Annotated in this window: 22 protein-coding genes and 1 pseudogene; 11 read left to right on the top strand and 12 right to left on the bottom strand. The window is 69.4% G+C overall.

All coding sequences use genetic code 11. The features are described 5' to 3' along the window. Positions 1 to 31 precede the first annotated feature (31 nt). Entirely contained in the window at positions 32 to 907 is an 876-nt protein-coding gene (locus ACH492_RS33795; protein WP_398992287.1) for a DUF6597 domain-containing transcriptional factor, read from the top strand. 16 nt (positions 908 to 923) lie between these two features. Here ACH492_RS33795 and ACH492_RS33790 read toward each other — a convergent pair whose 3' ends face one another. Continuing rightward, a complete protein-coding gene (locus tag ACH492_RS33790; protein WP_398992285.1) occupies positions 924 to 1,592 on the bottom strand; it encodes a hypothetical protein in 669 nt (222 codons plus the stop codon). Positions 1,593 to 1,636: 44 nt separating this feature from the next. Between ACH492_RS33790 and ACH492_RS33785 the strand changes: the two genes are divergently transcribed. The 3 genes from ACH492_RS33785 to ACH492_RS33775 all read left to right on the top strand — a co-directional run bounded on the left by ACH492_RS33785 (position 1,637) and on the right by ACH492_RS33775 (position 3,993). Then, a complete protein-coding gene (locus tag ACH492_RS33785; protein ID WP_398992283.1) occupies positions 1,637 to 2,188 on the top strand; it encodes a GNAT family N-acetyltransferase in 552 nt (183 codons plus the stop codon). 177 nt (positions 2,189 to 2,365) lie between these two features. Next, on the top strand, positions 2,366 to 3,205 hold the full coding sequence (locus tag ACH492_RS33780; protein WP_398992281.1) for an NAD(P)H-binding protein: 840 nt from the start codon (positions 2,366 to 2,368) through the stop codon (positions 3,203 to 3,205). Between the two features lie 53 nt (positions 3,206 to 3,258). Next, positions 3,259 to 3,993 (top strand): Mut7-C RNAse domain-containing protein, encoded by a 735-nt coding sequence (locus ACH492_RS33775; protein WP_398992279.1) that lies wholly within the window; start codon positions 3,259 to 3,261, stop codon positions 3,991 to 3,993. Positions 3,994 to 4,124: 131 nt separating this feature from the next. Here the strand turns inward: ACH492_RS33775 and ACH492_RS33770 are convergent, their stop codons facing one another. Together ACH492_RS33770 and ACH492_RS33765 are read right to left on the bottom strand one after the other, a co-directional pair. Then, complete coding sequence (locus ACH492_RS33770; RefSeq protein WP_398992277.1) at positions 4,125 to 4,607, bottom strand: MarR family winged helix-turn-helix transcriptional regulator; 483 nt, start codon at positions 4,605 to 4,607, stop codon at positions 4,125 to 4,127. A 53-nt stretch (positions 4,608 to 4,660) separates the two neighbouring features. Further along, entirely contained in the window at positions 4,661 to 5,143 is a 483-nt protein-coding gene (locus tag ACH492_RS33765; protein ID WP_398992275.1) for a hypothetical protein, read from the bottom strand. An 88-nt stretch (positions 5,144 to 5,231) separates the two neighbouring features. Between ACH492_RS33765 and ACH492_RS33760 the strand changes: the two genes are divergently transcribed. Both ACH492_RS33760 and ACH492_RS33755 read left to right on the top strand, forming a co-directional pair. After that, the gene (locus ACH492_RS33760; protein ID WP_398992273.1) at positions 5,232 to 5,567 is read left to right on the top strand and encodes a YnfA family protein; all 336 of its coding nucleotides are present in this window, start codon (positions 5,232 to 5,234) and stop codon (positions 5,565 to 5,567) included. Between the two features lie 130 nt (positions 5,568 to 5,697). Then, on the top strand, positions 5,698 to 6,462 hold the full coding sequence (locus ACH492_RS33755) for an SDR family NAD(P)-dependent oxidoreductase (protein ID WP_398992271.1): 765 nt from the start codon (positions 5,698 to 5,700) through the stop codon (positions 6,460 to 6,462). Between the two features lie 90 nt (positions 6,463 to 6,552). On the opposite strand, the gene ACH492_RS33750 is transcribed toward ACH492_RS33755, so the two are convergent. From ACH492_RS33750 to ACH492_RS33720, 7 genes and pseudogenes are all read right to left on the bottom strand, one after another. After that, positions 6,553 to 7,791 carry an FG-GAP-like repeat-containing protein gene (locus tag ACH492_RS33750; protein ID WP_398992269.1) on the bottom strand — a complete coding sequence of 413 codons (1,239 nt, stop codon included), beginning with the start codon at positions 7,789 to 7,791 and terminating at the stop codon, positions 6,553 to 6,555. A 65-nt stretch (positions 7,792 to 7,856) separates the two neighbouring features. Next, positions 7,857 to 9,086, bottom strand: a complete 1,230-nt coding sequence (locus ACH492_RS33745) for an FG-GAP-like repeat-containing protein (RefSeq protein ID WP_398992267.1) — start codon at positions 9,084 to 9,086, stop codon at positions 7,857 to 7,859. Positions 9,087 to 9,414: 328 nt separating this feature from the next. Further along, on the bottom strand, positions 9,415 to 11,451 hold the full coding sequence (locus ACH492_RS33740; protein ID WP_398992265.1) for a SpoIIE family protein phosphatase: 2,037 nt from the start codon (positions 11,449 to 11,451) through the stop codon (positions 9,415 to 9,417). Positions 11,452 to 11,777: 326 nt separating this feature from the next. Beyond that, positions 11,778 to 12,860 carry an alpha/beta hydrolase family protein gene (locus tag ACH492_RS33735; RefSeq protein ID WP_398992263.1) on the bottom strand — a complete coding sequence of 361 codons (1,083 nt, stop codon included), beginning with the start codon at positions 12,858 to 12,860 and terminating at the stop codon, positions 11,778 to 11,780. A gap of 393 nt (positions 12,861 to 13,253) precedes the next feature. Further along, a pseudogene (locus tag ACH492_RS33730) lies at positions 13,254 to 13,520 on the bottom strand (RtcB family protein); the annotation flags it as partial. Further along, positions 13,432 to 14,715, bottom strand: a complete 1,284-nt coding sequence (locus ACH492_RS33725) for a phosphatase PAP2 family protein (protein WP_398992417.1) — start codon at positions 14,713 to 14,715, stop codon at positions 13,432 to 13,434. The pseudogene ACH492_RS33730 and the gene ACH492_RS33725, both read right to left, overlap by 89 nt. 471 nt (positions 14,716 to 15,186) lie before the next feature. After that, positions 15,187 to 16,443, bottom strand: coding sequence for an RtcB family protein (locus ACH492_RS33720; RefSeq protein ID WP_398992261.1), 1,257 nt, complete (start codon positions 16,441 to 16,443; stop codon positions 15,187 to 15,189). Between the two features lie 171 nt (positions 16,444 to 16,614). On the opposite strand from ACH492_RS33720, the gene ACH492_RS33715 reads away from it, so the two are divergent. The 3 genes from ACH492_RS33715 to ACH492_RS33705 all read left to right on the top strand — a co-directional run bounded on the left by ACH492_RS33715 (position 16,615) and on the right by ACH492_RS33705 (position 19,910). Next, entirely contained in the window at positions 16,615 to 17,460 is an 846-nt protein-coding gene (locus ACH492_RS33715; protein WP_398992259.1) for a DUF3558 domain-containing protein, read from the top strand. A 168-nt stretch (positions 17,461 to 17,628) separates the two neighbouring features. After that, positions 17,629 to 18,360 carry a DUF3558 domain-containing protein gene (locus ACH492_RS33710; RefSeq protein WP_398992257.1) on the top strand — a complete coding sequence of 244 codons (732 nt, stop codon included), beginning with the start codon at positions 17,629 to 17,631 and terminating at the stop codon, positions 18,358 to 18,360. Positions 18,361 to 18,503: 143 nt separating this feature from the next. Further along, on the top strand, positions 18,504 to 19,910 hold the full coding sequence (locus ACH492_RS33705; protein WP_398992255.1) for a DUF2637 domain-containing protein: 1,407 nt from the start codon (positions 18,504 to 18,506) through the stop codon (positions 19,908 to 19,910). 160 nt (positions 19,911 to 20,070) lie between these two features. Here ACH492_RS33705 and lysS read toward each other — a convergent pair whose 3' ends face one another. Beyond that, positions 20,071 to 21,804: a lysine--tRNA ligase gene (lysS, locus tag ACH492_RS33700; protein WP_398992253.1), complete on the bottom strand. Its 1,734-nt coding sequence runs from the start codon at positions 21,802 to 21,804 to the stop codon at positions 20,071 to 20,073. Between the two features lie 193 nt (positions 21,805 to 21,997). Here lysS and argS point away from each other — a divergent pair, with 193 nt between their 5' ends. Then, positions 21,998 to 23,758: an arginine--tRNA ligase gene (argS, locus tag ACH492_RS33695; RefSeq protein WP_398992251.1), complete on the top strand. Its 1,761-nt coding sequence runs from the start codon at positions 21,998 to 22,000 to the stop codon at positions 23,756 to 23,758. 40 nt (positions 23,759 to 23,798) lie between these two features. On the opposite strand, the gene ACH492_RS33690 is transcribed toward argS, so the two are convergent. After that, the gene (locus ACH492_RS33690) at positions 23,799 to 25,088 is read right to left on the bottom strand and encodes a helix-turn-helix domain-containing protein (RefSeq protein WP_398992249.1); all 1,290 of its coding nucleotides are present in this window, start codon (positions 25,086 to 25,088) and stop codon (positions 23,799 to 23,801) included. Between the two features lie 290 nt (positions 25,089 to 25,378). On the opposite strand from ACH492_RS33690, the gene ACH492_RS33685 reads away from it, so the two are divergent. Continuing rightward, complete coding sequence (locus ACH492_RS33685) at positions 25,379 to 26,044, top strand: DUF4232 domain-containing protein (RefSeq protein WP_398992247.1); 666 nt, start codon at positions 25,379 to 25,381, stop codon at positions 26,042 to 26,044. Positions 26,045 to 26,084 lie beyond the last annotated feature (40 nt).

Below are 26,084 nucleotides of genomic sequence, written 5' to 3'. Positions count from 1 at the left end.
GATTGAACAAACGCGACATAGGATCCCCCGCATGGCAAGTCCGCGACGCGACACCAGGGGCATCGTCGAAGCCCGCGAACTCTTCGCGCGGGTGCGATTCCGCCGCCGCGAGCCTGCCCCGGCGCTGCGTCCGTATCTCGAGCACTACTGGCTCATCGACTGGGACCTTTCGGAGCCGTACGCCTCCCATGTGGTGCCGCATCCGTCAGTGAACGTGGTCTTCCAGCGCTACGGCGACGAGGCGCCGTGGGGCGAGGTCGCGGGCATCGGCCTTGGCCTGTTCACTCAGAAGCTGGAGGGGCGGGGGCGGGTGTGCGGGGTGCAGTTCCGGCCCGGCGGCTTCCGGCCGTTCGCGCCCAAGCGGCCGGTGTCCGACTGGACGGGGCAGCGGGTGCCGGTCGCGGACGTCCTGGCGGGCGCGGACCCGGAGACTGTGCGCGGAATCCTCGGACCGGAGAGGGAGGACGCGCGGGTCGCCGCGCTGGACGCCTTTCTGCTGGGCCTCGAACCGGCAGCGGATCCGCAGGCTGTGCGCGCGATGGAGCTGGTCGACCTGGTGCGTAGGGACCGTACGATCCGGCGGGTCGCCGAGCTGGCGGCGGTGGAGGGGGTCTCGGCGCGTTCGCTGCAGCGGCTCTTCGCGGCGTACGTCGGAGTCGGTCCGAAGTGGGTCATCCTGCGCTACCGCATCCATGAGGCGCTGGAGCGCGCCGAGTCGGGTGAAGCCTCGCAGGACCCGGGCGCGGGGGTGCAGGCCGGGGCGGGGACGGGGGCGGGCGAGAGTGCGCTGGACTGGGCGGCGCTGGCCGCCGAGCTGGGGTACAGCGATCAGGCCCATCTCGTACGGGACTTCACGGCGACGGTGGGAGTGCCGCCGACCGCATACGCCCGCCCGGCGCCCATGTAGCTACTGCCAGAAGCGGTCAGTAGCTGTCCGTAGCAGTGGATGACTGTCGGTAGGAGCCGGTGACGCCGATCGCGCCCATGCCATTGGCGGCCGCGTACCGCAGCACCCGCAGCGGCCCGTCGAGCAGCGTGTGCGCGTCGAAGCCGGGGTGGTCGCTCATGGCCGACATCCAGGCGTCGATACGGGCCAGGATCTCGGTGCGGCGGGGCCCGGCGACGGCGAGGACGGACTCGGCGTGCGGGAGGACGGCCCGTACCTCGGCGGCGGTCAGCAGGAAGTCGCCGAACCAGCCGGGCAGCCGGGCCGCGGCCTCCGCCCCGAGGCCGTAACAGAGGGCGACGGCCGGATCTCCCTTGCGCGCGGCGGCGACAAAGGCGGCGCTGCCCTCCGTATCCCCGGCCCCTTCTGCGTCGCGGAGCAGATCCATTCCGGCCTCCTTCATGGCGGTGACGGCCGGTGCGCTGGGGCCGCCGCTGCGCGCGAAGGCGGCGAAACGGCGGGCAGCGGGCGTGGGTTCGGGTGTGAAGTACGGCTCGCGGTCGCCACCGCTGAGCCACCAAATCAGGTCCGCTGCGTAGTCGGGGGGCGTGGTCCACTCCCCCTCGAGGTGCGCGAACCGCCCCGGCAGGGCCGCGACTTCGGCATCGGGGACGGCGCCGACCGCCCATAAACCAATGAAGCTCATCGTCCGACCCCCGGTTGCCAGACCCTCGTCCTACAGTGCGTGACATGGAGATCAAAGCACCGGCGGTACGGATCGAGCCATGGTCCGAGGACGACTTCGACCTGCTCCGCGCTGCTAACGCGCCGGAGCTGATGGATCACCTGGGAGGCCCTGAGACGGAAGAACAGCTGATCAAGCGGCACCAGCGGTATGTCGATCTCAGCGCGGACCGGACGGGGAAAGGCCGGATGTACCGCATCGTCCTGCCGGCGGGCGGGGAGGCGGCGGGCACGATCGGCTTCTGGGAGCAGACGTGGGGCGGGCGGCAGGTGTACGAGACGGGCTGGAGCGTCCTGCCGGCCTTCCAGGGGCGGGGCATAGCGACGGCGGGCACGGTGGCGGTGGTCGAGGAGTCGAGGGCGGAGCACAAGCACCGATATCTGCACGCGTTCCCGTCCCTCGCCAACGGGCCGTCGAACGCGGTGTGCAGGAAGGCGGGCTTCTCGCTGGTGGGCGAGTGCGACTTCGAGTACCCCCCGGGGAACCTGCTGCGGTCGAACGACTGGCGGCTTGACCTGGAGGAGCGGTGGGACCAGGAGGAGGAGCCGACGCCGTAGCCCCCAGCCCTCTGCGCGTGACCGCGTCGTGGCGTAACCGCGCCAGGGTTGGACCCGCTTGACGAGCAAGCCCTTTTCGCGGATATTTATCTGCACGACGCAGCTTCTGCGTGCAATCAGCTATTTGGCTATTTCTTGTGTTGCGGCTGCCCCCAACTCCCTCAAGGAACCCCAGACATGACCATCCTGATCACCGGAAGCCGGGGCAAAGTCGGCTCCACCCTCCTCACGCTCCTCCACGAGGCGGGAGCCGCGGTCCGGGCGGCGTCCGGCAGCCCCGACAGGCTCAGCCTCCCCGCGCCCGTCGACGCCGTGAAGTGCGCGCTCGACGACCCCACGACCTTCCCGGCGGCCCTGGACTCCGTGACCTCCGTGTTCCTGTACGCAGAGGCGTCGCAGATCGACGCGTTCCTCGACGAGGCGGGAGCGGCGGGCGTCGAACACATCGTGCTGCTCTCCTCCAGCTCCGTTCTGGACCCCGACGCCGCCGGCAACCCGATCGCCGCGTCCCACCTCGCGGTCGAGCAGGCGCTGGCGGCCTCGCCGATCGAGACGACCGTGCTGCAACCGGGCGCGTTCGCGAGCAACTCGCTCCAGTGGCCGTGGGCGCTGAAGTCCACGGGCGCGATCGACCTTCCCTACCCGGGCAGTTACGGAGATCCCATCCACGAGCGGGACATCGCCGAAGCCGCGCTCGCCGTCCTCACCCGGCCGCCGCTGCGGGGCGCGACGTACCACCTGACCGGCCCCGAAACGCTCACCTTCGCCCAGCAGATCGCGATCATCGAACGCGCCTCAGGCCGACCCGTCCCCTTCAACACCGTGACCCGTGAGGCATGGAAAGAGTCCATGGCCAAGTACATGCCGAGCGCCTTCGCGGACGCGCTGCTCGACTACTGGGCCTCGACGGACGGCTCGCCCGCTCCCCTCACCCGCGGCGTCGAGGAACTGACCGGCCACCCCGCCCGCACCTTCGCCGCTTGGGCCAAGGAGAACGCGGACGCCTTCCGCGCCTGAGTCCCCCCGAAACACCCTGGCTGGCACACGCCGCCCGATGACATGCTGACAGCGTGAACGGACCGGAAATCCACCTCAGCGTCGCTCCTGAGCTGCGCCTCTTCGTCCCACCGGAGCGCCGCCAGGGGCGTACGACTCTGGTCACCGACGGATCGTCGACGCTCGGCCATGTCGTCGAGTCGGTCGGCGTCCCGCTCACCGAGGCGGGCCGACTGCTTGTCGACGGCATCCAGGTGGCCGCCTCGCACATCCCCCGCGCGGGCGAACACGTCGAGGTGTACGGCGTCGAACGGCCGCAGCAGGTCCCCGGCGCCCCGCTGCGGTTCCTGCTCGACGTCCACCTCGGCACGCTGGCGCGGCGGCTGCGGCTCCTCGGCGTCGATGCGGCGTACGAGAGCGAGGACATCGGCGACCCGGCGCTGGCCACCCTCTCGGCGCAGGAGCGCCGGGTGCTGCTCTCCCGGGACCGCGGGCTGCTTCGGCGCCGGGAGATCTGGGCGGGGGCGTACGTCTACAGCGACCGGCCCGAGGACCAACTGCGCGACGTACTGGAGCGGTTCACGCCCGCGCTTGCGCCCTGGACCCGCTGCACGGCCTGCAACGGCCGGCTGACGGACGCCGACAAGGACTCGGTCCAGGACCAGTTGGAGCAGGGCACGCAGCGCACGTACGACGTGTTCGCACAGTGCACGGCGTGCGAGCGCGTGTACTGGCGGGGCGCGCACCACGCCCGCCTGGAGGCCATCGTCGCGGAGGCGCTGCGGGAATTCGGCGGCGCAGCCGCGTAGTTCGCCCCGGCAGCCGGCCGGGACAGGGCGAGCAGGGCGTCCCAGCGGCGCGCAGCTGCGCGCCGCAGCCTCGCGTCCCATCTGCGCGTCCCATCTGCGCGTCGCATCTGCGCGACGCAGCCGGCTCCGCCTTACAGCTCACCTTCCCGCAGTCGCTCGACCTGCGCGGCGCTGAGCTCCACGGTCCGCCGCATATGTGCGGTGAGGAGGGCGATCTCCTCGTCGCTGTACGCGTCGAACATGGCGAACCAGGAGCCGTTCAGCTTCTGCCACACCGCACCGAACTCCGCCATCCGCGCGGGCACCAGTGTCACCAGCACCCGCCGCCGGTCCTCGGCGTCACGCTCGCGCGTGACATACCCCGCCCGCTCCAGCCGGTCGACGAGCCGCGTCGCGGACCCGGTGGTCAGCCCGGTCAGCTCGGCGACCCGGCCGGTGGTGACCGGACCGGGTTCGAGCCCCAGCAGGTTGAGGCACTGCAGATCCGTGGGGTGGAGCCGCAGATGGTCGGCGAGAGCCTGGTTGAACAGCGCGTACGAGGCCATGTAGCGGCGCGAGGCGGTGGACAGCTCGTCCATCAGCCTGCCGCGCCCGGCCGCATTCTTCTGCGTCATGCAGAGATTGTACGGAGCAGACGCATGCCGCGCCCGATACCCCGACGCAGACGTCAGAACACGTACCGGTCGCCAGTGGCCGGCACCAGCACCTCGTGCTCGTTGTTGTCCGGGTTCCGGTCGGTCGCGCCGCCGTTCCACTGCGTTCCGACCCGCACGATCACCTCGTCCGGCGTGCCCACCGTCCGCAGATCGAGCGTGACCCGGTGTCCTCTGCCGGCCGCCCGAAGCGGGCCCGTCGCACACAGCACCAGCTCGTCACCCGCCCACAGACACCCGGCGGGCAAAGCCTGAGCGGCGGGCAGCCGCACCGAGAAGGACAGCCGCACCGTCGCGTTCGCGAGACTCGACGGACCATGATTCTCGGTGACCAGCGAGACCCCGAGCCGCCCGCTCGCCAACGAGACATGGCCGTGGTGCGCCACGTCCGCCTCCGGCGCGATTGCCCGCTCACCGGCGCCCGCGCTCGTACCCAGACCAACCACCATCACCACTGCGGCGGAAACCGCCGGCAGCACCTTGCGCTTCAGGCACATAACCCGAAGATACCTGTTGGAGGCTATTGCCCTTGATTGTCCATCAGCTCCGGCGAGTCTTGGGTTCATTGCGTGGCACGCTGACGCCATGCTCGTCGTCCGTTCCGCCGCTCTCTTCCTCCTCGCCGGCCTCTTCGAGATCGGCGGCGCCTGGCTCGTCTGGCAGGGGTTCCGGGAACACCGGGGCTGGATCTGGATCGGCGCGGGCGTCATCGCTCTCGGTGCGTACGGCTTTGTGGCCACGCTCCAGCCGGAGGGCGAGTTCGGCCGCATCCTCGCCGCGTACGGCGGAGTCTTCGTCGCGGGCTCCATCGCCTGGGGCATGGTCGCGGACGGCTACCGCCCGGACCGGTGGGACGTGATCGGCGCGCTGGTCTGCCTCGCGGGCATGGCTTTGATCATGTACGCCCCGCGGAGCCGCTGACGCCACGACCGCCCCACCCGCCACGACCGCTCCGCCCGCCAGGACCGCCCCACCCGCCACGACCGCTCCGCCCGCCGGGTCGGCCGCCTATCCTGGGCGCCGTATCGATCACACGCACGAGGAGTAGGACATGACCGCCGCTGGGACCGCCGTCGCCGTCATCACCGGAGCCAGCAGCGGCATCGGCGCCGCCACCGCACGCCGGCTCGCGGCCGCCGACTACCACGTCGTCCTCACCGCTCGCCGCAAGGACCGCATCCAAGCGCTCGCCGACGAGCTCACCGGCGCGGGCCACCGGGCCACCGCATACGTCCTCGACGTCACCGACCGCCCGGCCGTCGACGACTTCGCCGCGTCCCTCGACCGCTGCGACGTCCTCGTCAACAACGCGGGCGGCGCACTCGGCGCGGACCCCGTCGCCACCGGCGACCCCGCCGACTGGCGCCAGATGTTCGAGGTCAACGTCATCGGCACCCTCAACACGACGCAGGCCCTCCTCCCGGCCCTCACCGCCGGCGGCGACGGCACCGTTGTGGTCATCTCCTCCACCGCGGGCCACTCCACCTACGAGGGTGGCGGAGGCTACGTCGCGGCCAAGCACGGCGCCCACGTCCTCGCCGAGACCCTCCGCCTGGAGATCGTCGGCACCCCGGTCCGCGTGATCGAGATCGCCCCCGGCATGGTGAAGACCGAGGAGTTCGCCACGACCCGCTTCCGCGGCGACGAGGAGAAGGCCGCGAAGGTCTACGCGGGCGTGGCCGAGCCCCTCACCGCCGACGACGTCGCCGACACCATCACCTGGGCGGTCACCCGCCCCTCCCACGTGAACATCGACCTACTGGTGGTCCGCCCCCGCGCCCAGGCCTCCAACTCCAAGGTCCACAGGGAGCTGTGACGGCAAACGGAGGGCCCCGGACCGTTGATGACGGTCCGGGGCCCTCCGTACCGGGCTGGACCTCAGCCCTTCACCCACACCACCTGGGCGTCAGAAGACGCGGACGTTGGGCGCGGAGTCCCAGAGCATGTCTGCGTTCGGGCCGCTGATCCCGCCGGCCCCGTTCCCGTGGTAGAGGAACAGCTGGTAGTCGATGGGCCGCATGATGTCGGACAGTCCGTCGCCGTTCACGTCGCCGGTGGCCATGACCGGCTGGTCGGCGGGCCAGGCGTACGGGAGCTTCTTGCGCGTGCCGAAGGCGCCCTGGCCGTTGCCGGGGTACAGCCACAGCGCCCGCGCTCCGTCGCGGGCGAGCAGGTCGGCCTTGCCGTCACCGGTCAGATCGCCGGGCGAGGTGAGCCGGTTCATGACGTTCCAGCCGCCGCCGACCTTCTTGCGGACGCCGAAGGCGCCCTTGCCGTTGCCCGGGTAGGTCCACAGCACACCGAGGGTGTCGCGGGCGAGCAGGTCCCGGCGCCCGTCGCCGGTCAGGTCTCCGGCCGCGCTGATCTCGCGCATGGTGTTCCAGCCCGCGCCGACCTTCACCCTCGTACCGAAGGTGCCGTCGCCCCTGCCGGGGTAGAACCACAGCACCCCCGACTTGTCGCGGGCGAAGAGGTCTTCCCTGCCGTTGGCGTTGTAGTCGCCGTGGCGGACCAGCTGGGTCATGGCGTTCCAGCCGCCGCCGACGAGCTTCCCCTGCGTGACCCCATTGGCGTCGCTGATGCCTGACAGGAACCAAAGCCGGCCGTCGTTCGCGCGCTCCAGGAGATCGGCGCGGCCGTCGTTGTTCAGGTCACCGAACTGGGCGACGGCGGGCAGCCCGGCGGGCCGCTTGGCCTCGGGAAAGGTGGACCAGGACATGTACGGGACGCCCTGGAATGCCTCGTACTCGGTCGTGGTGACCCGCATGGAGCTGATCTTGTTGTCGAATGCTCCGTCGAACGCGCCGTCTCCGAGGGAGATCGCGCCGTTGTGCGGCGAGACCACCAGGAAGTCGGGGTCGGTGCCGTAGTTGGGCTGCACGTACAGCGTCGCCCACAGGCCGCTGTTGTTGACGATCGACGAGATCTTGTCGTTCCACGTGCCGAGCGTGGCCTGGGAGGACGAGTAGATCTTCATCTCGCCCAGGTAGTCCTTGTACTGGAAGACACAGAACTTGCCGGCGGGGCAGCGGGCGGAGTTGTCCGCGGCCGATGCCGCCGGGGCAGTGGTGACGAGCGTGGCCAGCGACGCGGCGACGGCGACAGCCGTGCCGAGGGCGCGTCGGCCCAGGGTGGATCCGAGCATGAACCGAACTCCGTTCGATGCAGAAGACTGAGAAGACTTAAGAAGACTGAGATGCAGAAGACTGATCAGAAGACGAGGTGGGTCGCCTGGGCCGAGGCGAGCGTCTTCGGGGCCTTGAGGGTGCCGTCCGCCGCGCCCGTCCCCGGGTACACGCGGACGGAGCTCTCGCCCGGCGCGTGCGCGACCAGGTCCGGCCGCCCGTCCCCGGTGATGTCGCCCAGGCCGGCGAGCTCGGTGAGCCCGTTCCAGCCGCCGCTCCCGATGAGCTTGCGGGCGCCGAAGGTACCCTTGCCGTTGCCCGGGTAGAACCACAGCTTCCCGGCGGTGTCGCGGGCCACTAGGTCGGCCCGCTTGTCGGAGTTCATGTCGCCCGCACCGACGAGCTCGTTCATGACCTTCCAGCCGGTGCCGACCTTCTGCCGTGCCCCGAAGGAGCCCCTGCCGTTGCCCGGGTACGTCCACAGGGCGCCCGCGCTGTCGACGGCAAGCAGATCGGCCTTGCTGTCCCCGGTCAGGTCACCGGCGGCGACGAGGTCGCCCATGGTGTTCCAGCCGCTGCCGATCCTGGCCCTCGTACCGAAGGTGCCGGTGCCCGTGCCGGGGTAGAACCACAGCACCCCGGCGCTGTCCCGGGCGAACAGGTCCTCCTTGGCGTCTTGGTTGTAGTCGCCGTGCCGGGTGAGCTTGGTCATGGAGTTCCAGCCGGCCCCGACAAGCCGGGTCTGCCCCGTGCTCTCGTAGACGTGGGACGTCCACAGCTGCCCGAACTTGTTACGGGAGAACAGATCGGCGTACCCGTCGCCGTTGGCATCGCCGAAGGCGCCGTTGACCGGCAGCCCGGCGGGCCGGGGCTTGGGCTGGTTGTCCCACTGGTAGACCGCGAACCGGCTCTCGGACCCGCAGAAGTCGTCCGCCTCGGGACCCAGGTCGATGGAGCTGACGGCGTTGTCGAGGTCGGGCCTCGTACTCTCGTCGAAGGACACCTGAGACGAGTAGTAGTGCGTGGCACCCGACGGGTCGAGCCCCGGCTCGGGGTAGAAGCACACCGGCCAGTCGGTGGAGTTCACGAACGAGCTGATGCGGTTGTCCCACGCCCCGAGCTTGAGCGTGCCCCCGTTGACGACCAGCATCTCGCCCTGGCCCAGCGGCTCGCTGAAGACGCAGAGCTTGCCCCAGGCACAGCGGTCATACCCGCTCGAAGCCTGGGCCGGCGCGGTGGTGACGGTGGCGATCAGCCCCGCGGCGGCACCGGCCGTGAGCGCGCCGTGAACGACGCGCGAAGAGAAGAAACGCACCCAATCCCCCCAGGATGTGTGCAATTTTCGAGTACGTGCACTCGAAACGATCTAATGATGGGCGGATCATATAGACCCCTTCACCGCCCCTCGGCCAGACCCCCATGCCCCTCGGTTCACACAGTTACCGACGGCTCTGTGCAAACGCACCGCACACACTTGGCCAAGCTCGTCTGGGACACCGACTGGCCAGAGCCCCACCCGTCGGCCGCTTGGGAGCCGATGGACCAGATCCCTCCCGGATATCAGCAAGGCTGAGCCGAAGCAGCAGACGGCCCCGGACCGCTTTCGGTCCGGAGCCTGCCGTTCACGTGCACATACGCCTGCCTCAGTGGAGCGGCTGCTCCGTCCAGATGGTCTTGCCTCTCCCCGTGCGTCGGGTGCCCCAGTCCTGGGTGAACTGGGCGACCAGGTACAGGCCGCGGCCGCCTTCGTCGTCGTCCTCGGCGTGGCGCAGATGTGGAGAGGCGTTGCTGGAGTCCGCGACCTCACAGGTCAGAACAGCGTCGCGGATCAGGCGGAGCCCGATCGGCCCTTCGGAGTAGCGGACGGCATTGGTCACCAGTTCGCTGGCGATGAGCCCGGTGGTGAAGTCGAGGTCGGTGAGGTCCCATTCCGCGAGTCGGCCGCTGACCAGACGGCGGGCCTCGGCGGCGCTCTCCGGGGCGTTGGCCAGCGTCCAGGAAGCCAGCTTGTCCGGGCCGAGTGCGCGGGTGCGTGCCAGTAGCAGCAGGGCGTCGTCGTCGGGGGGCTCGGGGAGCAGTGCGGCAGCCAGTGCGTCGCACGTGTCCTGCAGGGTTCCCGTGGGTCTGCCGAGTGCTTCCCGGTAGTGGGGGAGCCGGCTTTCCGTGGTGCCCCCCTGGATGAGCCCGGTGTTGTGGAGGGCGAGGATGCTGCCCTCGGGCACGTCCACCCGCGTGGTCGTGTACGAGGAGGCTCCTCGTCCCAGGACGGGGCCGGTCGGGCTTTCAACGATCCGCACCGTGCCATCGGGTACGCCGAGGACGGGCGGAGGGTGGCCGGCGCGGGAGAGTACACAGCTGCCGTCGGAGGGGTCGTAGACGGTGTAGAGGCAGGTCGCCGTGAGCGGCGGCCGGTGGTCGTCCTGCGCAGGCGGGTAGCCGTGTGAGAGTTCCTCGGTCAGGCTGTGGAGGCGTTCGAGAAGCTCGTCGGGCGGCAGGTCCATGGCGGCGAAGGCCGTGACTGCCGTACGCAGTCGTCCCATGGTGGTCACGGTCCCCATGCCCCTCCCGGAGACATCGCCGGCCACGAGCGCGACCCGCGCGCCGGACAGCGGGATGACGTCGTACCAGGCGCCGCTGGAGGCCACCGGCAAATAGGTGTACGCGGTCTCCACGGCCGTGTGTGTGGGCAGCCGGGTGGGCACCAACGACCGTTGGGTGAGTCGGGCGAGGGTGTGCTCGCGCGTGTAGCGGCGGGCGTTGTCGATGCATACCGCGGCACGGGCCACCAGGTCAGCGGCGACGCTCAGGTCGGCTTCCTCGAAGGGCGATGAACCATTCGTGCGGAAGAAGGCCGCCATCCCGAGGACTACTCCACGCGCCGCCAGCGGCACCGCCATGAGCGAGTGCGCACCCGCGTCCCGCAGCATCTGGGCGGCAACCGGATCCCTGGTGGGCCACCTCTCGTCCGCACCGAGTCTGCGAATGAGACGGGGCCGCAGGTCCGTCAGGGACTGTGCGTACGGGCTGCCGTACCGCAACACCCTGACATCCCCAACCTCGTAAGAGGTCCGCACTGCCTCCGGGGCGGCCGCCTGGAAGCCCGCCCGCCGCAGGGTGACCGAGTTGAGCAAGGGCCCCGGAGCGGGGGCTTCGCCGTGCAGCACGGTATCGAGAACGTCGACCGCCACCACGTCGGCCAGGCCCGGCGCGGCGATATCAGCCAGCTCCTGCGCCGTACGGAACACGTCCAGGGTGGTCCCGATCTGTTCACCGGCGCGGTACAGCAGTTCCAGCCGTCGCTGGGCGCGGTGCTGCTCGGTGATGTCGACCACCGTGGCGGCGACCCCCAAGGTGCGGCCGTCGGCGCCCTGAAGGCGGAATGCCGAGACGGACAGCACCCGCACTCCACCGGGACCGCGGGGCAGACGGCCTTCGTACTGGAAGTTGCTGACCGGTTCCCCGGTGGCCAGCACCCCGCGGAGCATGCGCTCGATGTCGTCCACGACGAACCCGAGATCCCACCAGGTACGGCCCACGGCCTCACTCTCGCTGAAGCCCTGCGCGCCCGGCGCCGCGGCGTTGAACCGCACGATCCGTAGATCGGGGTCCAGTACGTGCAGGCCGACCGGGGGCTCGGTGAACAGCGCGTGGAGCAGTGCCTCGGCGTAGTCGGGGTGCATGCCGTAAGAACCTCCTTCGCCACCGAACCCAGCACGGCTGTCGGTGCAATCAGCATCTCGCAGCGGAGGCCGGCGTGTGACGACCGGGGTGCCGGGCCGCTCAACCTCCAGAACACCACGACTGGCCGGACAGGCGGCGCTGTGACACCAGGCTCCGACAATCACGATCACAGCGGCAGGCCCCGGACCGCTGCCGGTCCGGGGCCTGTCGATCAGGTCCGCGACGCGCCTTTTTCCGGCCTGCCCGGGGGTGCACCCGGGGCAGGCCACTGGCAAGGCGGAAGCAGCCTTCACCCGGCGTCCGTTCCCGGAGCGCCCCCTGTGGGTCAGTCTGTTACCGGTTCGACCACACGGGTCGCTGACTCCACGCAGGGGAGAGGCTTCCTACCCGTGAGCAGGTCTTCGCCCTCGAGGTTGTCGTTGAGGTGCTTCTCGAAAAAGGCCGTGGCGTATGCGGTGAAGGCATCCTGTTGGCTCTCGGGGCTCAGTTCGCGTGCGGGGCCGGTGCTGTCGTCCTCGCCGAGCGGGGCCGGGGGGGTCCACTGGGTGTTGAAGAAGTTGTGGTTCCCGTCGCGTAGCGAGACGGAGTACGCCGGTTTGGTGGAGTGTCCCTTGGCGTCGTCGAGATACTCCTGACCTTGTTCGCCCACCGCGCCGTCGCAGCCGCTGGTGACCACGGCCACGGGAGTGTCCGTGACCAGGGTGTCGCTGTTGTCCCCTTCCGGATCGTCGAACTTCACGGGCGCGAGGGCCAGGACCGCCCCGATGCGAACACCGTCGGGTACCTCGTCCCGGTACTTGTCGGAGGCCTGCCACATCACGCCCTTGCCTCCCCGGGAGTGCCCCACGGTTCCGACGCGCTGCATGTCCACGTGCATGCTCAGCGCGGGCAGACGCTCGGCCAGAACCCCCTTACCGTCGGACAGTTGCCGCCACAGGCGCAGGTGCTCGTTGATCAGTCGGGCGCGGTCCCCGTAGTCGAAGGACGTCATGTTGATGGCATCCGCGCTGAGCGAGACGACCACGAAGCCGCGTTGTACGAGTGCCTTCGCGAAGTAGTCGTAACCGCGGTAGCTGGGGTAGGGCGTGCCGTTCTCGCAGGGCCACTTCTGGGCCTCAGGATCGGTGCACCCGTACCACGACCCGTGGGAAACGATCACCACGGGGAGTCGTCCCCGCACGGTACTCGGGCGGTGCACCACCGCGCGTATCTCACTGACGGTGCCGCTGGTGGGGATGGTGAAGGCCTCGTCACCCAGGTCGTAGGTCTCGGTGACGACGCGAACCCGGTCGTTGTCGGTCGTGATGGAGCCGGGGGCGGCCACCGTCCCGTTCGACGCCAGCGCGGGCGTGCTCACCTCCGTCAGGTAGGCGCCTACCAGGAGGCCGGCGGCGAGCACCCGGCTCACCGTTCTTCCTGTACCCGTGCCGACGGGTCGACGTGACGTCATCATGGTCCCCTCTCCCGATGTCCAGAGCCGGGCCGGACTCCTGGCGAACTCCGTGAGGCGCCGGTCCCGCCGGGATAGAGGAAAAGACGACCGGACCGGTTGCGCGGAGGGGCTCGACGGGCGGTACCGGGCCAGTCAGGTGTGGGGCTGCAAATCGTTCGGTGTAACTCCTGATCACGGAGGATGCATCGATGACCAGTGAGAAATTGGTCGGGGGCGAACTGCGTCCGGAACCCGGCCACCAGTCGTCTTTCACCGTCGATCAATGCTGCGGGCCGCTCTCTCCCGTGAGCACAAAGCCCCGGACTGCACTCAGTCCGGGGCCTGTCGATCACGTGGCGCGCTGAGAACTCAGCCCTTGACGCAAATGACCTGCTTGAGCTTCGCGACGACCTGCACCAAATCCTTCTGCTGGTCGATCACCTGCCCGATCGGCTTGTACGCGGCCGGGATCTCGTCCACGACGCCGGAGTCCCTGCGACTACAACTGACCTGACCCGTGGGGCGAGTTCGCGGCCGCGTACTGGCTTCAAACCAGTTCGGGCTGCGGTTCGGGTCGCGGTTCCGGCAGATGCGCCGACTCGGGCTTCCGCTCCCACAGCTTGGTGTTCCGTACGTAGCCGTAGACCACTGAGGTCATCGCCAGAATGAGCAGCGGTCCGAACACCCACGGATGTTCGGCCATCTCCATCGACAGATAGCGATACGACGCCAAGAGCGCAGTGAAGACCGCGGCGCCGTAGACGACGAGCTGGACTCCCGGCCGGTCCCAGCCGCGGTCGAGCGAGCGCAGCGCCGTCTCGATCGTGAGCGTGAACACCACACCGGCGACGATGTCCGCGCCGTAGTGGTAGCCGAAGCCCAGCGTCGCGCCGAGCGTGGCGATCAGCCAGAACGCGCCTGCGACTCTCAGAGCACGCGGGCCCTTGCGGGAATGAATGAAGATCGCGGTGGCCCACGCCGTGTGCAGACTGGGCATGCAATTGCGCGGGGTGATCTCGTCGAAGGGCATCGGTTGCGGGGTACTGACCGGTGGCGGCGTGTCCGGCCACAGGTTGGCCACCGCCCAGTTCCCCCCGTCAGCACCGTAGGCGAAGATCGGTCCGACCACCGGGAAGATCATGTAGATGCCCGGCCCGAGCAGGCCGATGACCAGGAAAGTGCACACCAGGTGATGGCCCGGGAAGCGGCGCTCGACCGCCACATTGCGCAACTGGTACAGCGCGACGACGACCGCGGCCACCCCGAGCTGCACGTAGACCCAGTCGAGAACGTGGGCGCCGACCGGGCCGGTTGCCTCGACGATCCGGCCCACCAGCCACGACGGGCTGCCCAACGCGTGATCGGCGGCTGCCATGTACTGGTCGAGCACCACCGGACGTGTCTTCGACGTGATCAGCAGCCAGGTGTCGCCGGTCTTGCGGCCGGCCACCAGCAGCAGGCCCAGTCCGACGCCTTTCAGCAGCAGGACACGGTCCCGACCGGTGCGGCGCGTGACAGCGATGACGGCATGGGCCAAGACCACCCACAACGCGCCGTTGCCGGCCATCATCTCGGCGTCGACCGCCCACCGCACGAGCCAGAAGACGACGTCGATGCCGATCGCGGCGCCGACCGCGACGAACCGCTGCCGCCAGGTGAGCACCACCATCATCAACGCCATACCGGCGTACAGCAGCGGCCCTGATTTGGGGGCGAGTATCACCTCTCGCACCTGGTTGGTCATCGGCCCCGGCACGCCGTACCGACGCGCGGCGATCTCCAGCGCAATGAGGAATCCGAGGCCCACCACACTCACCGCGACCCACAGCATGACGCGTGGTTGACGCCATGCAGCCAACCGAAGGCTGCCGCCTATTCGCGAAAGCCCTCGCGTTACCGTAGATATCAATTTTTCAGCCGATTTGTCATATTTCAACGTGATCGTTGCGAGCTCGAACATGCTAGCGGAGCAGGTGGGTTTCGCTGATCACGGGTATGTCGAATACAGCGATCGGCTCCCCTTTGCCCGCGGTCACGGCCACGGCCACGGCCACGGCCACGGCCACGGCGGACAATCACACCGCCGCGGCCGACCGGATCGCCAAGCGCAATTCGTCGGTTCCCCTATGTGGCACGCAGGCTCGCCATCGCGACCGGGCACCCTCACATCGCGTAAGGCACACAGAGCACCGGACTCTCCGCCCACCGCGCCGCTGCCGCACACACCCACAGGCGAGACAGCGGCAACGGGCCCCGGGCTGCCTTCAGCCCGGGACCCGCCGACGAGGTGATGTGCTGGACTTCAGCCCTTGACGCAGATGACCTGCTTGAGCTTCGCGACCACCTGCACCAGGTCCCGCTGCTGCTCCATCACCTTCTCGATCGGCTTGTACGCCGCCGGGATCTCGTCCACGACGCCGGAGTCCTTGCGGCACTCCACACCCCGCGTCTGGTCCTCCAGGTCCTTCGCCGTGAACTTCCGCTTCGCCGCGTTCCGGCTCATCCTCCGGCCCGCCCCGTGCGAGGCCGAGTTGAACGACTTCTCGTTCCCCAGGCCGCGCACGATGTACGAGCCCGTGCCCATCGAGCCCGGGATGATCCCCCACTCCCCCGAGCCGGCGCTGATGGCCCCCTTGCGGGTAACCAGCAGATCCATCCCCTCGTACCGCTCTTCACTGACATAGTTGTGATGGCAGCTGATCACACCAGGGCGGTACTCGACGGTCCTCATCTGACCTTCGGCATCCTCCTGCTGGCAGGAGATGACAGGCTCGAAGGTCACCTTCGCCTTCTTGAACTCCTTGCGGACCACGTCCTGGAAGAGTCCCATCATGATCGCGCGGTTGTACTTCGCGTACTCCTGCGCCCAGAAAAGATCATTACGGTACGCCGCCATCTGCGGCGTGTCCGCGATGAAGACCGCCAGGTCACGGTCGATCAGACCCTGGTTGTGCGGCAGCTTCTGGGCCTCGCCGATGTGGTACTCGGCGAGCTCCTTGCCGATGTTCCGGGATCCGGAGTGCAGCATCAGCCAGACCGATCCCGACTCGTCCAGGCAGAACTCAATGAAGTGATTTCCGCTTCCGAGCGAACCCATCTGCTTCGTCGCCCGCTCCTGACGGAACTTGACCGCATCGGCCACCCCGTCGAACCGGCTCCAGAAGTCACCCCACCCCGCCGTCGGAAAACCGTGCAGCCGACCCGGGTCCACCGGATCGTCGTGCATCCCCCTGCCGACCGGAATCGCCTGCTCGATCTTTGAGCGGAGCCGGGAAAGGTCGCCCGGCAGGTCGTTCGCGGTCAGCGAGGTCTTCACCGCCGACATGCCGCAGCCGATGTCGACGCCGACCGCCGCCGGGCAGACCGCCCCGCGCATCGCGATCACCGAGCCAACCGTCGCGCCCTTGCCGTAGTGGACGTCCGGCATCACGGCGAGGCCCTTGATCCACGGCAGGGTGGCGACGTTCTGCAGCTGCTGCATGGCGCCGCCCTCGACCGTCGAAGGGTCTGTCCACATCCGGATCGGGACCTTGGCACCCGGTACCTCTACGTACGACATACTTCCTCGATTCCCCCGAAAGCCCATAAAAGTCTCAAAGCGCAAAACCTGCCTGAAGGCCCGCAAAAGACTCAACGGACCGGCATCCCCGGCTGCGCGTGCGATAGACATTGTGTCCATCGGCCGCTGTCGGGCGGCAACCGTTTTTCCTCTCGAAGGGAGCCTGGGACCGTGCAACGAAAGGCGTACGTACCCGGCCTCGCGGCGCTCCTCGCGGCGCTCGTCGCCGGCTGCACCGCCGACACCGGCACCGGCGGCTCCGCCATCGACTCCAAGGCCGGCGGTCCCAAGTCCTCCGTCGCCGCCCCCGGCAAGTACCGCACGCTCCGTGAGCCCTGCGGCTCCATCGGGCGCTCCACCCTCAAGGACCTGCTGCCCGGAGCCGCCGAGCTGCCCGAGGAACAGCAGCAGAGGATCTTCCGCGGCACGGCCGTCGTCACCTACGACACCGACCGCCGCGTCGGCTGCGGCTGGAAGGCGGACTCCACGGACGCCTCCCACGTCCTCAGCGTCGACTTCGAGCGGGTCGTCTCGTACGACCCGGCCGTGAGCGACGACGACCGGGCGCAGGAGGTCTTCGCCAAGAAGCAGGCCGCGGCCGCGCTGCCGGTCCCCGCCGACCCCCGCGACGAGAAGGGCCAGGAGTCCACGGCCACCGGCTCCTCCCCCTCCCAGCCCCAGTCACCGTCCACCACGCCGAAGCCGACACCGACGGGGAGCGCGACGCCGACGGGTAACCCCTCCGGCACCCCGTCCGGCACCCCCGACGGGCTCGAACCGCGCGTCCTCGACAGCCTCGGCGACGCCGCCTTCATCGACGACGTCCTCACCGGAGCGGGTGCCGGATCGACCGCCCAGCGCCGCACCGTGAGCGTGGTCTTCCGCACATCGAACGTGATCGTGACCATCGTCTACGGCGCGCAGCCCGCCCGTACGACAGAGGTCCCGGACAGCAAGGAACTGCAGGAAAAGGCACAGAGTCTGGCCGGCAGACTCGCCGAGGAGTTCAGCGACTGACCGGCCCCGCGGACCGGCCGGTCAGTGGCGTACGTATCGACAGACACACCCGCGGACGCGCCATGTCCGCGTACCGTGGCCTCGCCGACCGGACGGGCAGTCGGACGGACGGACAACCGGAAAGCCGGACAGCCCGTACGACACGACAATCGATCCACTGAAGGAACCATGCAGCGTTCAGCCCCGCGACTCACCCGCATACTCGCCTGCGCAGCCGTCCCGGTGATGCTCGTCGTCGCCGGCTGCTCCTCGGACTCCGGCTCGGACTCCGGCAAGGACTCGGGCTCGTCCTCCTCTGCCTCCGCCAAGGACCAGCAGAGCGGGCAGAAGCCCGCGACCGTCGCGCCCGCCAAGTACGCAAAGCTGCCCAACCCCTGCAAGTCGGTCTCCACGAAGACGATCGAGAAGCTGGTCCCGGCCACGAAGTCCAAGGCGGGCACATCGGGCAAGTCAAGCGATATCACCAGCCGCGGCAGCTGCTCCTGGAACGGCCTGGACGACAACGGCGTGAAGGGCTCGCAGTACCGCTGGTTCGACGTCTCCTTCCTCCGGTACGACTCCGAGACCTCCCTCGGCGTCAGCGGCCAGAAGCGCGCCGAGGACAACTACGCCAAGGAGATCGCCAAGACGCAGGCCACCGAGGGCGCGAAGAATGTCCGGACTTCGGCGATAAAGGCCGTCGGCGAGGCGGCCACGGCCATCCGTTACGAGCTGAAGAAGACCGGCGAGGACTTCTCCTACGCCACGATCGTGACACGTACGGACAACATAGTGATCACGCTCACCTACAACGGCACCGGCTACGCGGGCGCGAAGTCCCCGGACTCCGCCGACCTGCTGGCGAGCGCGACGGCGGCCGCCAAGGAGGCCGTGGCCTCGGTCGGCGTCGCCAACAAGTAAGTTCCGGCCACGGCCTCAAGTACGTTCCGGCCACCGCTTGTTGACGGAGCCCGTAACCCTTTCGAAGCACGCCCGGAGGGACGGGCTCCGCAAGCGTGTGCCAGGCTGTGCCCGCTGGGTTCGAAAACGGGAGGGGATCGCGGGTGGCCGCGATGCAGCTGACACGCACGCACCGAATACTCATTGCGCTCGTCGTCGCGGGCGCGGTGATCATCGCCGCGATCGGCTTCGCCGGGTCGTACGCCGCCGTACGCGAGCTCGCCGTGCGGAAGGGCTTCGGCGACTTCTCCCTCGTCTTCCCCATCGGCATCGACGCAGGCATCTGCGTCCTGCTCGCCCTGGATCTGCTGCTGACCTGGCTGCGCATCCCGTTCCCGCTGCTGCGCCAGACGGCCTGGCTGCTGACAGTCGCCACGATCGCCTTCAACGGCGCGGCGTCCTGGCCCGACCCTCTCGGCGTCGGCATGCACGCGGTCATCCCGGTGCTGTTCGTGGTCTCCGTCGAGGCCGCGCGGCACGCGGTGGGGCGGATCGCGGACATCACGGCGGACAAGCACATGGAGGGCGTGCGCCTCACCCGCTGGCTGCTGTCCCCCATCCCCACGTTCAAGCTGTGGCGCCGGATGAAGCTGTGGGAGCTGCGCAGTTACGAGCAGGTCATCAGGCTGGAGCAGGACCGGCTGATCTACCAGGCGCGCCTCCAGGCCCGGTTCGGGCGGGGCTGGAGACGCAAGGCCCCGATCGAGTCGCTGATGCCGCTGCGGCTCGCGAAGTACGGCGTACCGCTCGCGGAGACGGCCCCGGCGGGGCTGGCCGCGGCGGGCGTCGAGCCGGTGCTGCTGCCTCCGGCGCCCCAGTCCCAGGTCGAGTCGCAGCCCCGGCCGAAGGTCCAGGTCCAGGCCCAGCCGCAGCCCCATCCGGAGCTGCCGCGCGGGCAGGAGTGGCCGCAGGAGCACGACGAGTACCAGGAGCAGTACGACCAGCAGTACGAGCAGTACGACCAGTACGACCAGCAATACGTCCCGCAGCAAGAGCAGTACGCCGCGCAGCAGCCCCAGCCCCAGTCGCAGCCCGGTGAGGACGGCTCAGACATCCACGAGAGCCCATGGTTCGCCGCGCCGCAGGTGCCGCAGGAGGCATACGAGAGCGCCGCCTTCAACCCGACGTACGTCGAGGGCCTGGAGCCCACCCCCGTACGCGTCCCCGCGGGCCCGGGCCGCACCCGCCCTCTCGGCGGCATGGTCCCCGGCCCCCGCACGGAGGCCCAGCAGCCGGAGCCCCAGGCCTTCCCCGAGCCGGTGGACGAGGTGCTGGAGGCGCCTGCCGTTCCCGGCCCGGCGGAGGACGAGGAGTTCGCCGAGCTCGCGTACCCGGTCTTCCGGACGTACGTGCAGCAGCATGGGGACTTCCCCAGCGCCGAACAACTCGACATACACCTCAACGACGGCCACGGCGTCCAGCACCCCCGCAGCCCCGCGCTGCTGCGTCGGCTGATCCCTGCGTTCAGGAACCGCTACCAGTCGGATCTCGAGGCGGAACACATCGCGTAGCCCGGGCCGCGCCCCGCAACTGGGGCACCCGGCATATCAAGCCCGTCCGGCGATTGAGGACACTCCCCCACGCCCGCCAGGGCGTAGGGGAGCGGGTCTGGGGGCTTGCCCCCAGTTCGGGAAGGGGCGGGGCGGGGGACAGGCCCGCCGCAGGCGAGCCCTACGCCCCCAGAAGCTTCCGCACCCGGTCCGCGCCCACCGCCAGCAGCAGCGTCGGCAGCCGCGGCCCCGTGTCCTTGCCCACCAGCAGGTGGTACAGCAACGCGAAGAACGACCGCTGCGCGACCTTCAGCTCCGGCGTCGGCTTGGCGTCCGGCTCCAGGCCCGCCATCACCTTCGGTACGCCGTAGACCAGCGTCGTCAGACCGTCCAGGGACCAGTGCGTGTCCAGCCCCTCGAGCAGCAGCCGCAGCGACTCGCGCCCCTGGTCGTCCAGCGAGCCGAGCAGCTCCGTGTCCGGCTCCTCGCGCACCAGGGTGCGCTGGTCGGCCGGGACCTGGGTGGTGATCCAGTTCTCGGCGCAGTCCAGCCGGGGCCGGACCTCGTCCAGCGAGGACAGCGGGTTCGCCGGGTCCAGGTCGCTCAGGATGCGGATCGTCTGCTCGTCGTGGCCCGCCGTGATGTCGACGACCGAGGCGAGCGTGCGGTACGGCAACGGGCGCGGCGTACGCGGCAGCTCACCCGCGGCGGTACGCGCCGCCCGCGCGTGCGCCGCGGCGTCCGCGGGCAGCGCCGTCCCCTCCGCGACCTTGGCGTCGAGCTTGTCCCACTCGTCGTAGAGCCGCTGGATCTCCTGGTCGAAGGCGATCTTGAAGGACTGGTTCGGGCGCCGCCGCGCGTACAGCCAGCGCAGCAGCTGCGGCTCCATGATCTTCAGCGCGTCGGCCGGCGTCGGCACGCCACCGCGCGAGGAAGACATCTTCGCCATCCCGCTGATCCCCACGAACGCGTACATCGGGCCGATCGGCTGCACACCGTCGAAGATCTCCCGCACGATCTGCCCGCCGACGACGAACGACGACCCCGGCGACGAGTGGTCCACGCCGCTCGGCTCGAAGATCACGCCCTCGTACGCCCAGCGCATCGGCCAGTCGACCTTCCAGACCAGCTTGCCGCGGTTGAACTCGCTCAGCCGCACCGTCTCCCCGAACCCGCACGCCGAGCAGGTGTACGCCAGCTCGGTCGTCTCGTCGTCGTACGACGAGACGGTCGTCAGGTCCTTCCCGCACTGCCCGCAGTAGGGCTTGTACGGGAAGTAGCCCCCGGTGCCCCCGCTGCCGTCGTCCTCGGCGGCCGCGCCGGAACCCTCCGCCGCCTCCAGCTCCGCCTCGTCCACCGGCTTCTGCGACTTCTTCGCGGGAGCCTTCTTGGTCCGGTACTGGTCGAGGATCGCGTCGATCTTCGCCCGGTTCTTCATCGCGTGCAGGATCTGCTCGCGGTACGCGCCCGCCGTGTACTGCTCGGTCTGGCTGATGCCGTCGTACTCGACACCCAGCTCGGCCAGCGCCTCGACCATCGCGGCCTTGAAGTGCTCGGCCCAGTTCGGGTACGCCGACCCGGCCGGCGCGGGCACCGAGGTGAGCGGCTTGCCGATGTGCTCACTCCACGAGTCGTCCACGCCAGGAACCCCGGCCGGCACCTTGCGGTACCGGTCGTAGTCGTCCCAGGAGATCAGATGCCGGACCTCGTACCCACGCCGCCGGACCTCGTCGGCGACCAGGTGCGGGGTCATCACCTCACGCAGATTGCCCAGGTGGATCGGGCCGGAGGGCGACAGGCCGGACGCGACGACGACCGGTTTGCCAGGCGCACGTCGCTCCGACTCGGCGATGACCTCGTCCGCGAAACGGGAGACCCAGTCGGTCTCGGTGCTGCTCTGAGCCACGATCGGCACGTCCTCGTCCTTGATGCTCGGGTTACTCGGGTTGGTTCGGTCGCTTGGGATGTAAACCATTCTCCCAGACGGGAGGCACCCCTCCGAGGTTGCCCGCTCCCCCGCCATTCTCGCGGGAAATGGCTTGTGTCTCCATGGGATACTTGACAACCGTCCAGACACCCCACGACACCCTCGACAGGAACGGAAGCTCATGGCCTCGGTCCCTTCCCTCGCTTCGACCGTGCAGCAGCACCTCGCGGACGCCCTCTCGGCAGCTCTGCCGGAGGCCAACTCCGCCGACCCGCTGCTGCGCCGAAGCGATCGGGCCGACTTCCAGGCCAACGGCATCCTGGCCCTCGCCAAGAAACTGAAGGGCAATCCGCGCGAGCTGGCGACCAAGGTCGTCGAGTCGATCCCGGCCAATGATGTGCTGGGGGACATCGAGGTCTCCGGCCCCGGCTTCCTGAACATCACGATCACGGACCAGGCGATCACCGAGACCCTGGCCGCCCGCACCGCCGACGACCGGCTGGGAGTTCCGTACGCCGAGAACGCGGGCACGACGGTCATCGACTACGCCCAGCCGAACGTGGCCAAGGAGATGCACGTCGGCCACCTCCGCTCCGCGGTGATCGGCGACGCGATGGTGCAGATCCTGGAGTTCACGGGCGAGGAGGTGATCAGGCGCCACCACATCGGCGACTGGGGCACCCAGTACGGCATGCTCATCCAGTACCTGATCGAGCACCCGCACGAGTTGGACCACGAGGGCGTCGAGGAGGTCTCCGGCGAGGAGGCCATGTCGTCCCTGGACCGCATCTACAAGGCCTCCCGCGCGCTCTTCGACTCCGACGAGGAGTTCAAGGACCGCGCCCGCAACAGGGTGGTGGCCCTGCAGGCCGGGGACCCGGAGACGCGTGCCCACTGGCAGCGGTTCGTCGACGAGTCGAAGATCTACTTCTACTCGGTCTTCAACAAGCTCGACATGGAGATCCGCGACCCCGACATCGTCGGCGAGTCCGGCTACAACGACATGCTCGACGAGACCTGCCGCCTGCTGGAGGAATCGGGTGTGGCGGTCCGCTCGGAGGGTGCGCTGTGCGTGTTCTTCGACGACGTGAAGGGCCCGGACGGCAACCCGACCCCGCTCATCGTCAAGAAGAGCAACGGCGGCTACGGCTATGCGGCCACCGACCTCTCCGCCATCCGCGACCGGGTGCAGAACCTCAAGGCGGACACGCTCATCTACGTCGTGGACGCCCGGCAGTCCCTGCACTTCAAGATGGTCTTCGAGACCGCGCGCCGGGCGGGCTGGCTGAACGACGAGGTGAAGGCCGTCCAGCTGGCGTTCGGCACGGTGCTCGGCAAGGACGGCAAGCCGTTCAAGACCCGTGAGGGCGAGACGGTACGGCTGGTTGACCTGCTGGACGAGGCGGTGGAGCGGGCGACGGCGGTCGTGCGCGAGAAGGCCCAGGACCTGACGGAGGAGGAGATCGCCGAGCGCGCCACCCAGGTGGGCATCGGCGCGATCAAGTACGCGGACCTGTCGACGTCGGCGGCGCGGGACTACAAGTTCGACCTGGACCAGATGGTCTCGCTCAACGGCGACACGTCCGTGTATCTCCAGTACGCCTACGCCCGTATCCAGTCCATCCTCCGCAAGGCGGGAGACGTCAAGCCGGCCGCCCACCCGGAGCTCGAACTGACCCCGGCAGAGCGCGCGTTGGGCCTGCACCTGGACCAGTTCGGCGAGACGCTGGCGGAGGTCGCGGGCTCGTACGAGCCGCACAAGCTGGCCGCGTACCTCTACCAGCTGGCGTCGCTGTACACGACGTTCTACGACAAGTGCCCGGTCCTCAAGGCGGACACCCCGGCCCAGGTCGAGAACCGTCTGTTCCTCTGCGACCTGACGGCCCGCACGCTCCACCGGGGCATGGCACTCCTCGGCATCCGCACCCCCGAGCGTCTCTGACCCTCAGGGTCTCTGAGGGCCGGCCGCCCCTCAGAGACCTTCAGGACGCGGGCTGCGCGACCCAGGCGCTCCTGTCCGGCCAGTGGCCGTACTGTGTCCGTCCCTCGATCGCGCTCGTACGAAACGGCTTCCCGCCGTCGTCGACACGCACCGTGCCCCGCCGGTCCCCGCTGCTCCAGTCGAGCTCCAGGTACCAGCTCACGTCGTGTCCCTCGGTGTGGACGTCGAGGTTGAGCACCTGCGGATCGTTGGACGCGACCTTGTACGGGAAGTCCTTGGCGGGCACGACGGTGTCCCCGTCCTGCCCCGCCACGGGCTTCACCAGCGGATGCGGAGCGTCCAGGTCGACGTCGAAGGTCTGCGGGGTGACACCGCTGCCGCAGCCGTCTCCCATCGAGTACGCATCCCAGTCGAGGGGTGCCCTGCGCCCGACGACCCGTACATGTACGGCGTTCAGCACCACCGAGTCCGCGGTCTTGCCCGTCGCTGTCAGCTGAAGCCGCATGTGGCCGCCGTCGACACCTCCCAGCGCACGGGCCCAGCCGCGGACGTCCTGCGGCGCGGGCGGCGGCGGGACGGCGTCCGGGCCCTGGTCCAGCACATAGAACTGCCCGCAGGGCTCGTCCCAGTTGTACGAGCTGATGCCCACCCCCAGCGGTACGCCGCCGGTCGCCGCGGGCGTGGCGCGGCGGCTCGGAGCCGTCGCGGCCGACGGGCTCCCGGTCGGCGACGCGCTCGCGGAAGGACTGCCGCTCGGCGAGACGCTCGGGGCCGTGGAACGGGGCGCGGCGGTGTCTGGCGGGGCGCCGGCCCCGGAGACGGCGCCGGTCCTCTTCCCGCCCTCGTCCCCTGTGACCGCGTGGCCGACGACGATTGCGGCGGGCACGGCAAGGGCGACAACAGCCCCCGCAGCAAGGCCTATCCGCAGCCGCTTGGGGCCGCGGGCGCGCGGCGTGGCGTCGGCCTCGGTCTCTGGCGCGACCTCGGCCCCGGAGTCTGGCGCGACCTCGGGCGCGATCTCGGGGGCCGCTGGGGCTGCCTCCGCCACCGCCACCGGAGCCACGCCCTCCACCCGCGCCCGCTTCCGCGCGCCGTCCGCCAGAATCCAGCGCCGGTGCAGCTCCACCAGCTCGTCCGGCGTCGCCGCGCACAGCCGCGCGAGCCGTTCCACCGGGGCGTACTCGGTCGGGATGGCGTCGCCGTTGCAGTACCGGTGCAGCGTGGACGTACTGACATGGAGCTTGCCCGCCAGCACGCCGTAGCTGCGTCCGGAGCGGTCCTTCAGTTCTCTGAGCAGGACCGCGAAATCCTGGGCCTCTGGCGTCGCCACTGCCGTGTTCCCCCCTTGTGAACCTGCCGACCGTCCCGGAACGCCGTTCCAGGAACGTGAAATCCGACCAGGTCACAGTACGCGGAAGCGTTCCAGCATCCCCAATGGTTCAGGGCCTGTTGCGGCTGGAATCCGCCGCGGCCCAGCCTGTGATCAATGCGAAGCCGTATCCGCGACAGCCTCACTGATGCCGTGGCGGTACTCGTACTGATCGCGGCGACCGCGATCGTCACGAACCTCATCTGCCACTTCTGACCTACAGACCGTCAACACGGGGAGAACCGAACACCATGCGCAACGCCGCCGTAGCCGCCACCGCTCTGCTGGCCGCCCTCTCACTGACCGCGTGCCAGTCCGCCGACGACGACGGAAAGAAGCCCAGCGCGTCGGCCCCGTCCACGAGCGCCCCCGCGGCCGGCAAGCCCGCGACCGGCGCCAAGACCCCGGCCGCGGACAAGACCAAGCAGCCCACGGCGGACACCAAGCCCACCCCCAAGGGCAACGGAAAGACCGGCGATGGCACCGGCCCCGTCACCACCGCCTGCACCGGCGCGAACACCAAGGTCACCGTCAGCAAGGTGAGCCGCCCCATCAACCACCTGCTGCTCACCGTCACCAACACCGGCTCCAAGGCGTGCAACGCCTACCACGCCCCGCTCCTCCGCTTCGACGACGGCCAGGCCGCCACCCAGATCATGGACGAGAGCAAGCCGCAGGCGGTCGTCACCATCGCCCCCGGACAGTCCGCGTACGCCTCGATCCTCCTGGCCTCCGCCGACGGCAGCGGCGAGAACGGGGGTACGGCAAAGACCCTCGCCGTCATGTTCGCCCCGCGCGACGGCTCAGGCTCTATCGGCAACCCCCACGTGCTCTCCCTCCCCGCGGGCACGTACATCGACGACACCGCGGCCGTCAGCTACTGGCAGAGCAGCATGTCCGACGCGCTCACGTACTGACGCACACCACGTACTGACGCACACCATGCGACAGCCCCCA

Origin of the sequence: Streptomyces sp. NPDC019443 (genome assembly GCF_044389785.1) — a bacterium.
GTDB lineage: Bacteria > Actinomycetota > Actinomycetes > Streptomycetales > Streptomycetaceae > Streptomyces.
The sequence above is the reverse complement of the archived record's forward strand: the minus strand, read 5'-3'. Positions and strand labels throughout refer to the sequence as shown.

Bases quoted from the DNA above. Each gene is read 5' to 3' on its own strand.
- ACH492_RS33795 (WP_398992287.1), top strand. From the start codon at position 32: ATGGCAAGTCCGCGACGCGACACCAGGGGCATCGTCGAAGCCCGCGAA.
- ACH492_RS33790 (WP_398992285.1), bottom strand. From the start codon at position 1,592: ATGAGCTTCATTGGTTTATGGGCGGTCGGCGCCGTCCCCGATGCCGAA.
- ACH492_RS33785 (WP_398992283.1), top strand. From the start codon at position 1,637: ATGGAGATCAAAGCACCGGCGGTACGGATCGAGCCATGGTCCGAGGAC.
- ACH492_RS33780 (WP_398992281.1), top strand. From the start codon at position 2,366: ATGACCATCCTGATCACCGGAAGCCGGGGCAAAGTCGGCTCCACCCTC.
- ACH492_RS33770 (WP_398992277.1), bottom strand. From the start codon at position 4,607: ATGACGCAGAAGAATGCGGCCGGGCGCGGCAGGCTGATGGACGAGCTG.
- ACH492_RS33765 (WP_398992275.1), bottom strand. From the start codon at position 5,143: ATGTGCCTGAAGCGCAAGGTGCTGCCGGCGGTTTCCGCCGCAGTGGTG.
- ACH492_RS33760 (WP_398992273.1), top strand. From the start codon at position 5,232: ATGCTCGTCGTCCGTTCCGCCGCTCTCTTCCTCCTCGCCGGCCTCTTC.
- ACH492_RS33755 (WP_398992271.1), top strand. From the start codon at position 5,698: ATGACCGCCGCTGGGACCGCCGTCGCCGTCATCACCGGAGCCAGCAGC.
- ACH492_RS33750 (WP_398992269.1), bottom strand. From the start codon at position 7,791: ATGCTCGGATCCACCCTGGGCCGACGCGCCCTCGGCACGGCTGTCGCC.
- ACH492_RS33740 (WP_398992265.1), bottom strand. From the start codon at position 11,451: ATGCACCCCGACTACGCCGAGGCACTGCTCCACGCGCTGTTCACCGAG.
- ACH492_RS33725 (WP_398992417.1), bottom strand. From the start codon at position 14,715: ATGCTGTGGGTCGCGGTGAGTGTGGTGGGCCTCGGATTCCTCATTGCG.
- ACH492_RS33720 (WP_398992261.1), bottom strand. From the start codon at position 16,443: ATGTCGTACGTAGAGGTACCGGGTGCCAAGGTCCCGATCCGGATGTGG.
- ACH492_RS33710 (WP_398992257.1), top strand. From the start codon at position 17,629: ATGCAGCGTTCAGCCCCGCGACTCACCCGCATACTCGCCTGCGCAGCC.
- argS (WP_398992251.1), top strand. From the start codon at position 21,998: ATGGCCTCGGTCCCTTCCCTCGCTTCGACCGTGCAGCAGCACCTCGCG.
- ACH492_RS33685 (WP_398992247.1), top strand. From the start codon at position 25,379: ATGCGCAACGCCGCCGTAGCCGCCACCGCTCTGCTGGCCGCCCTCTCA.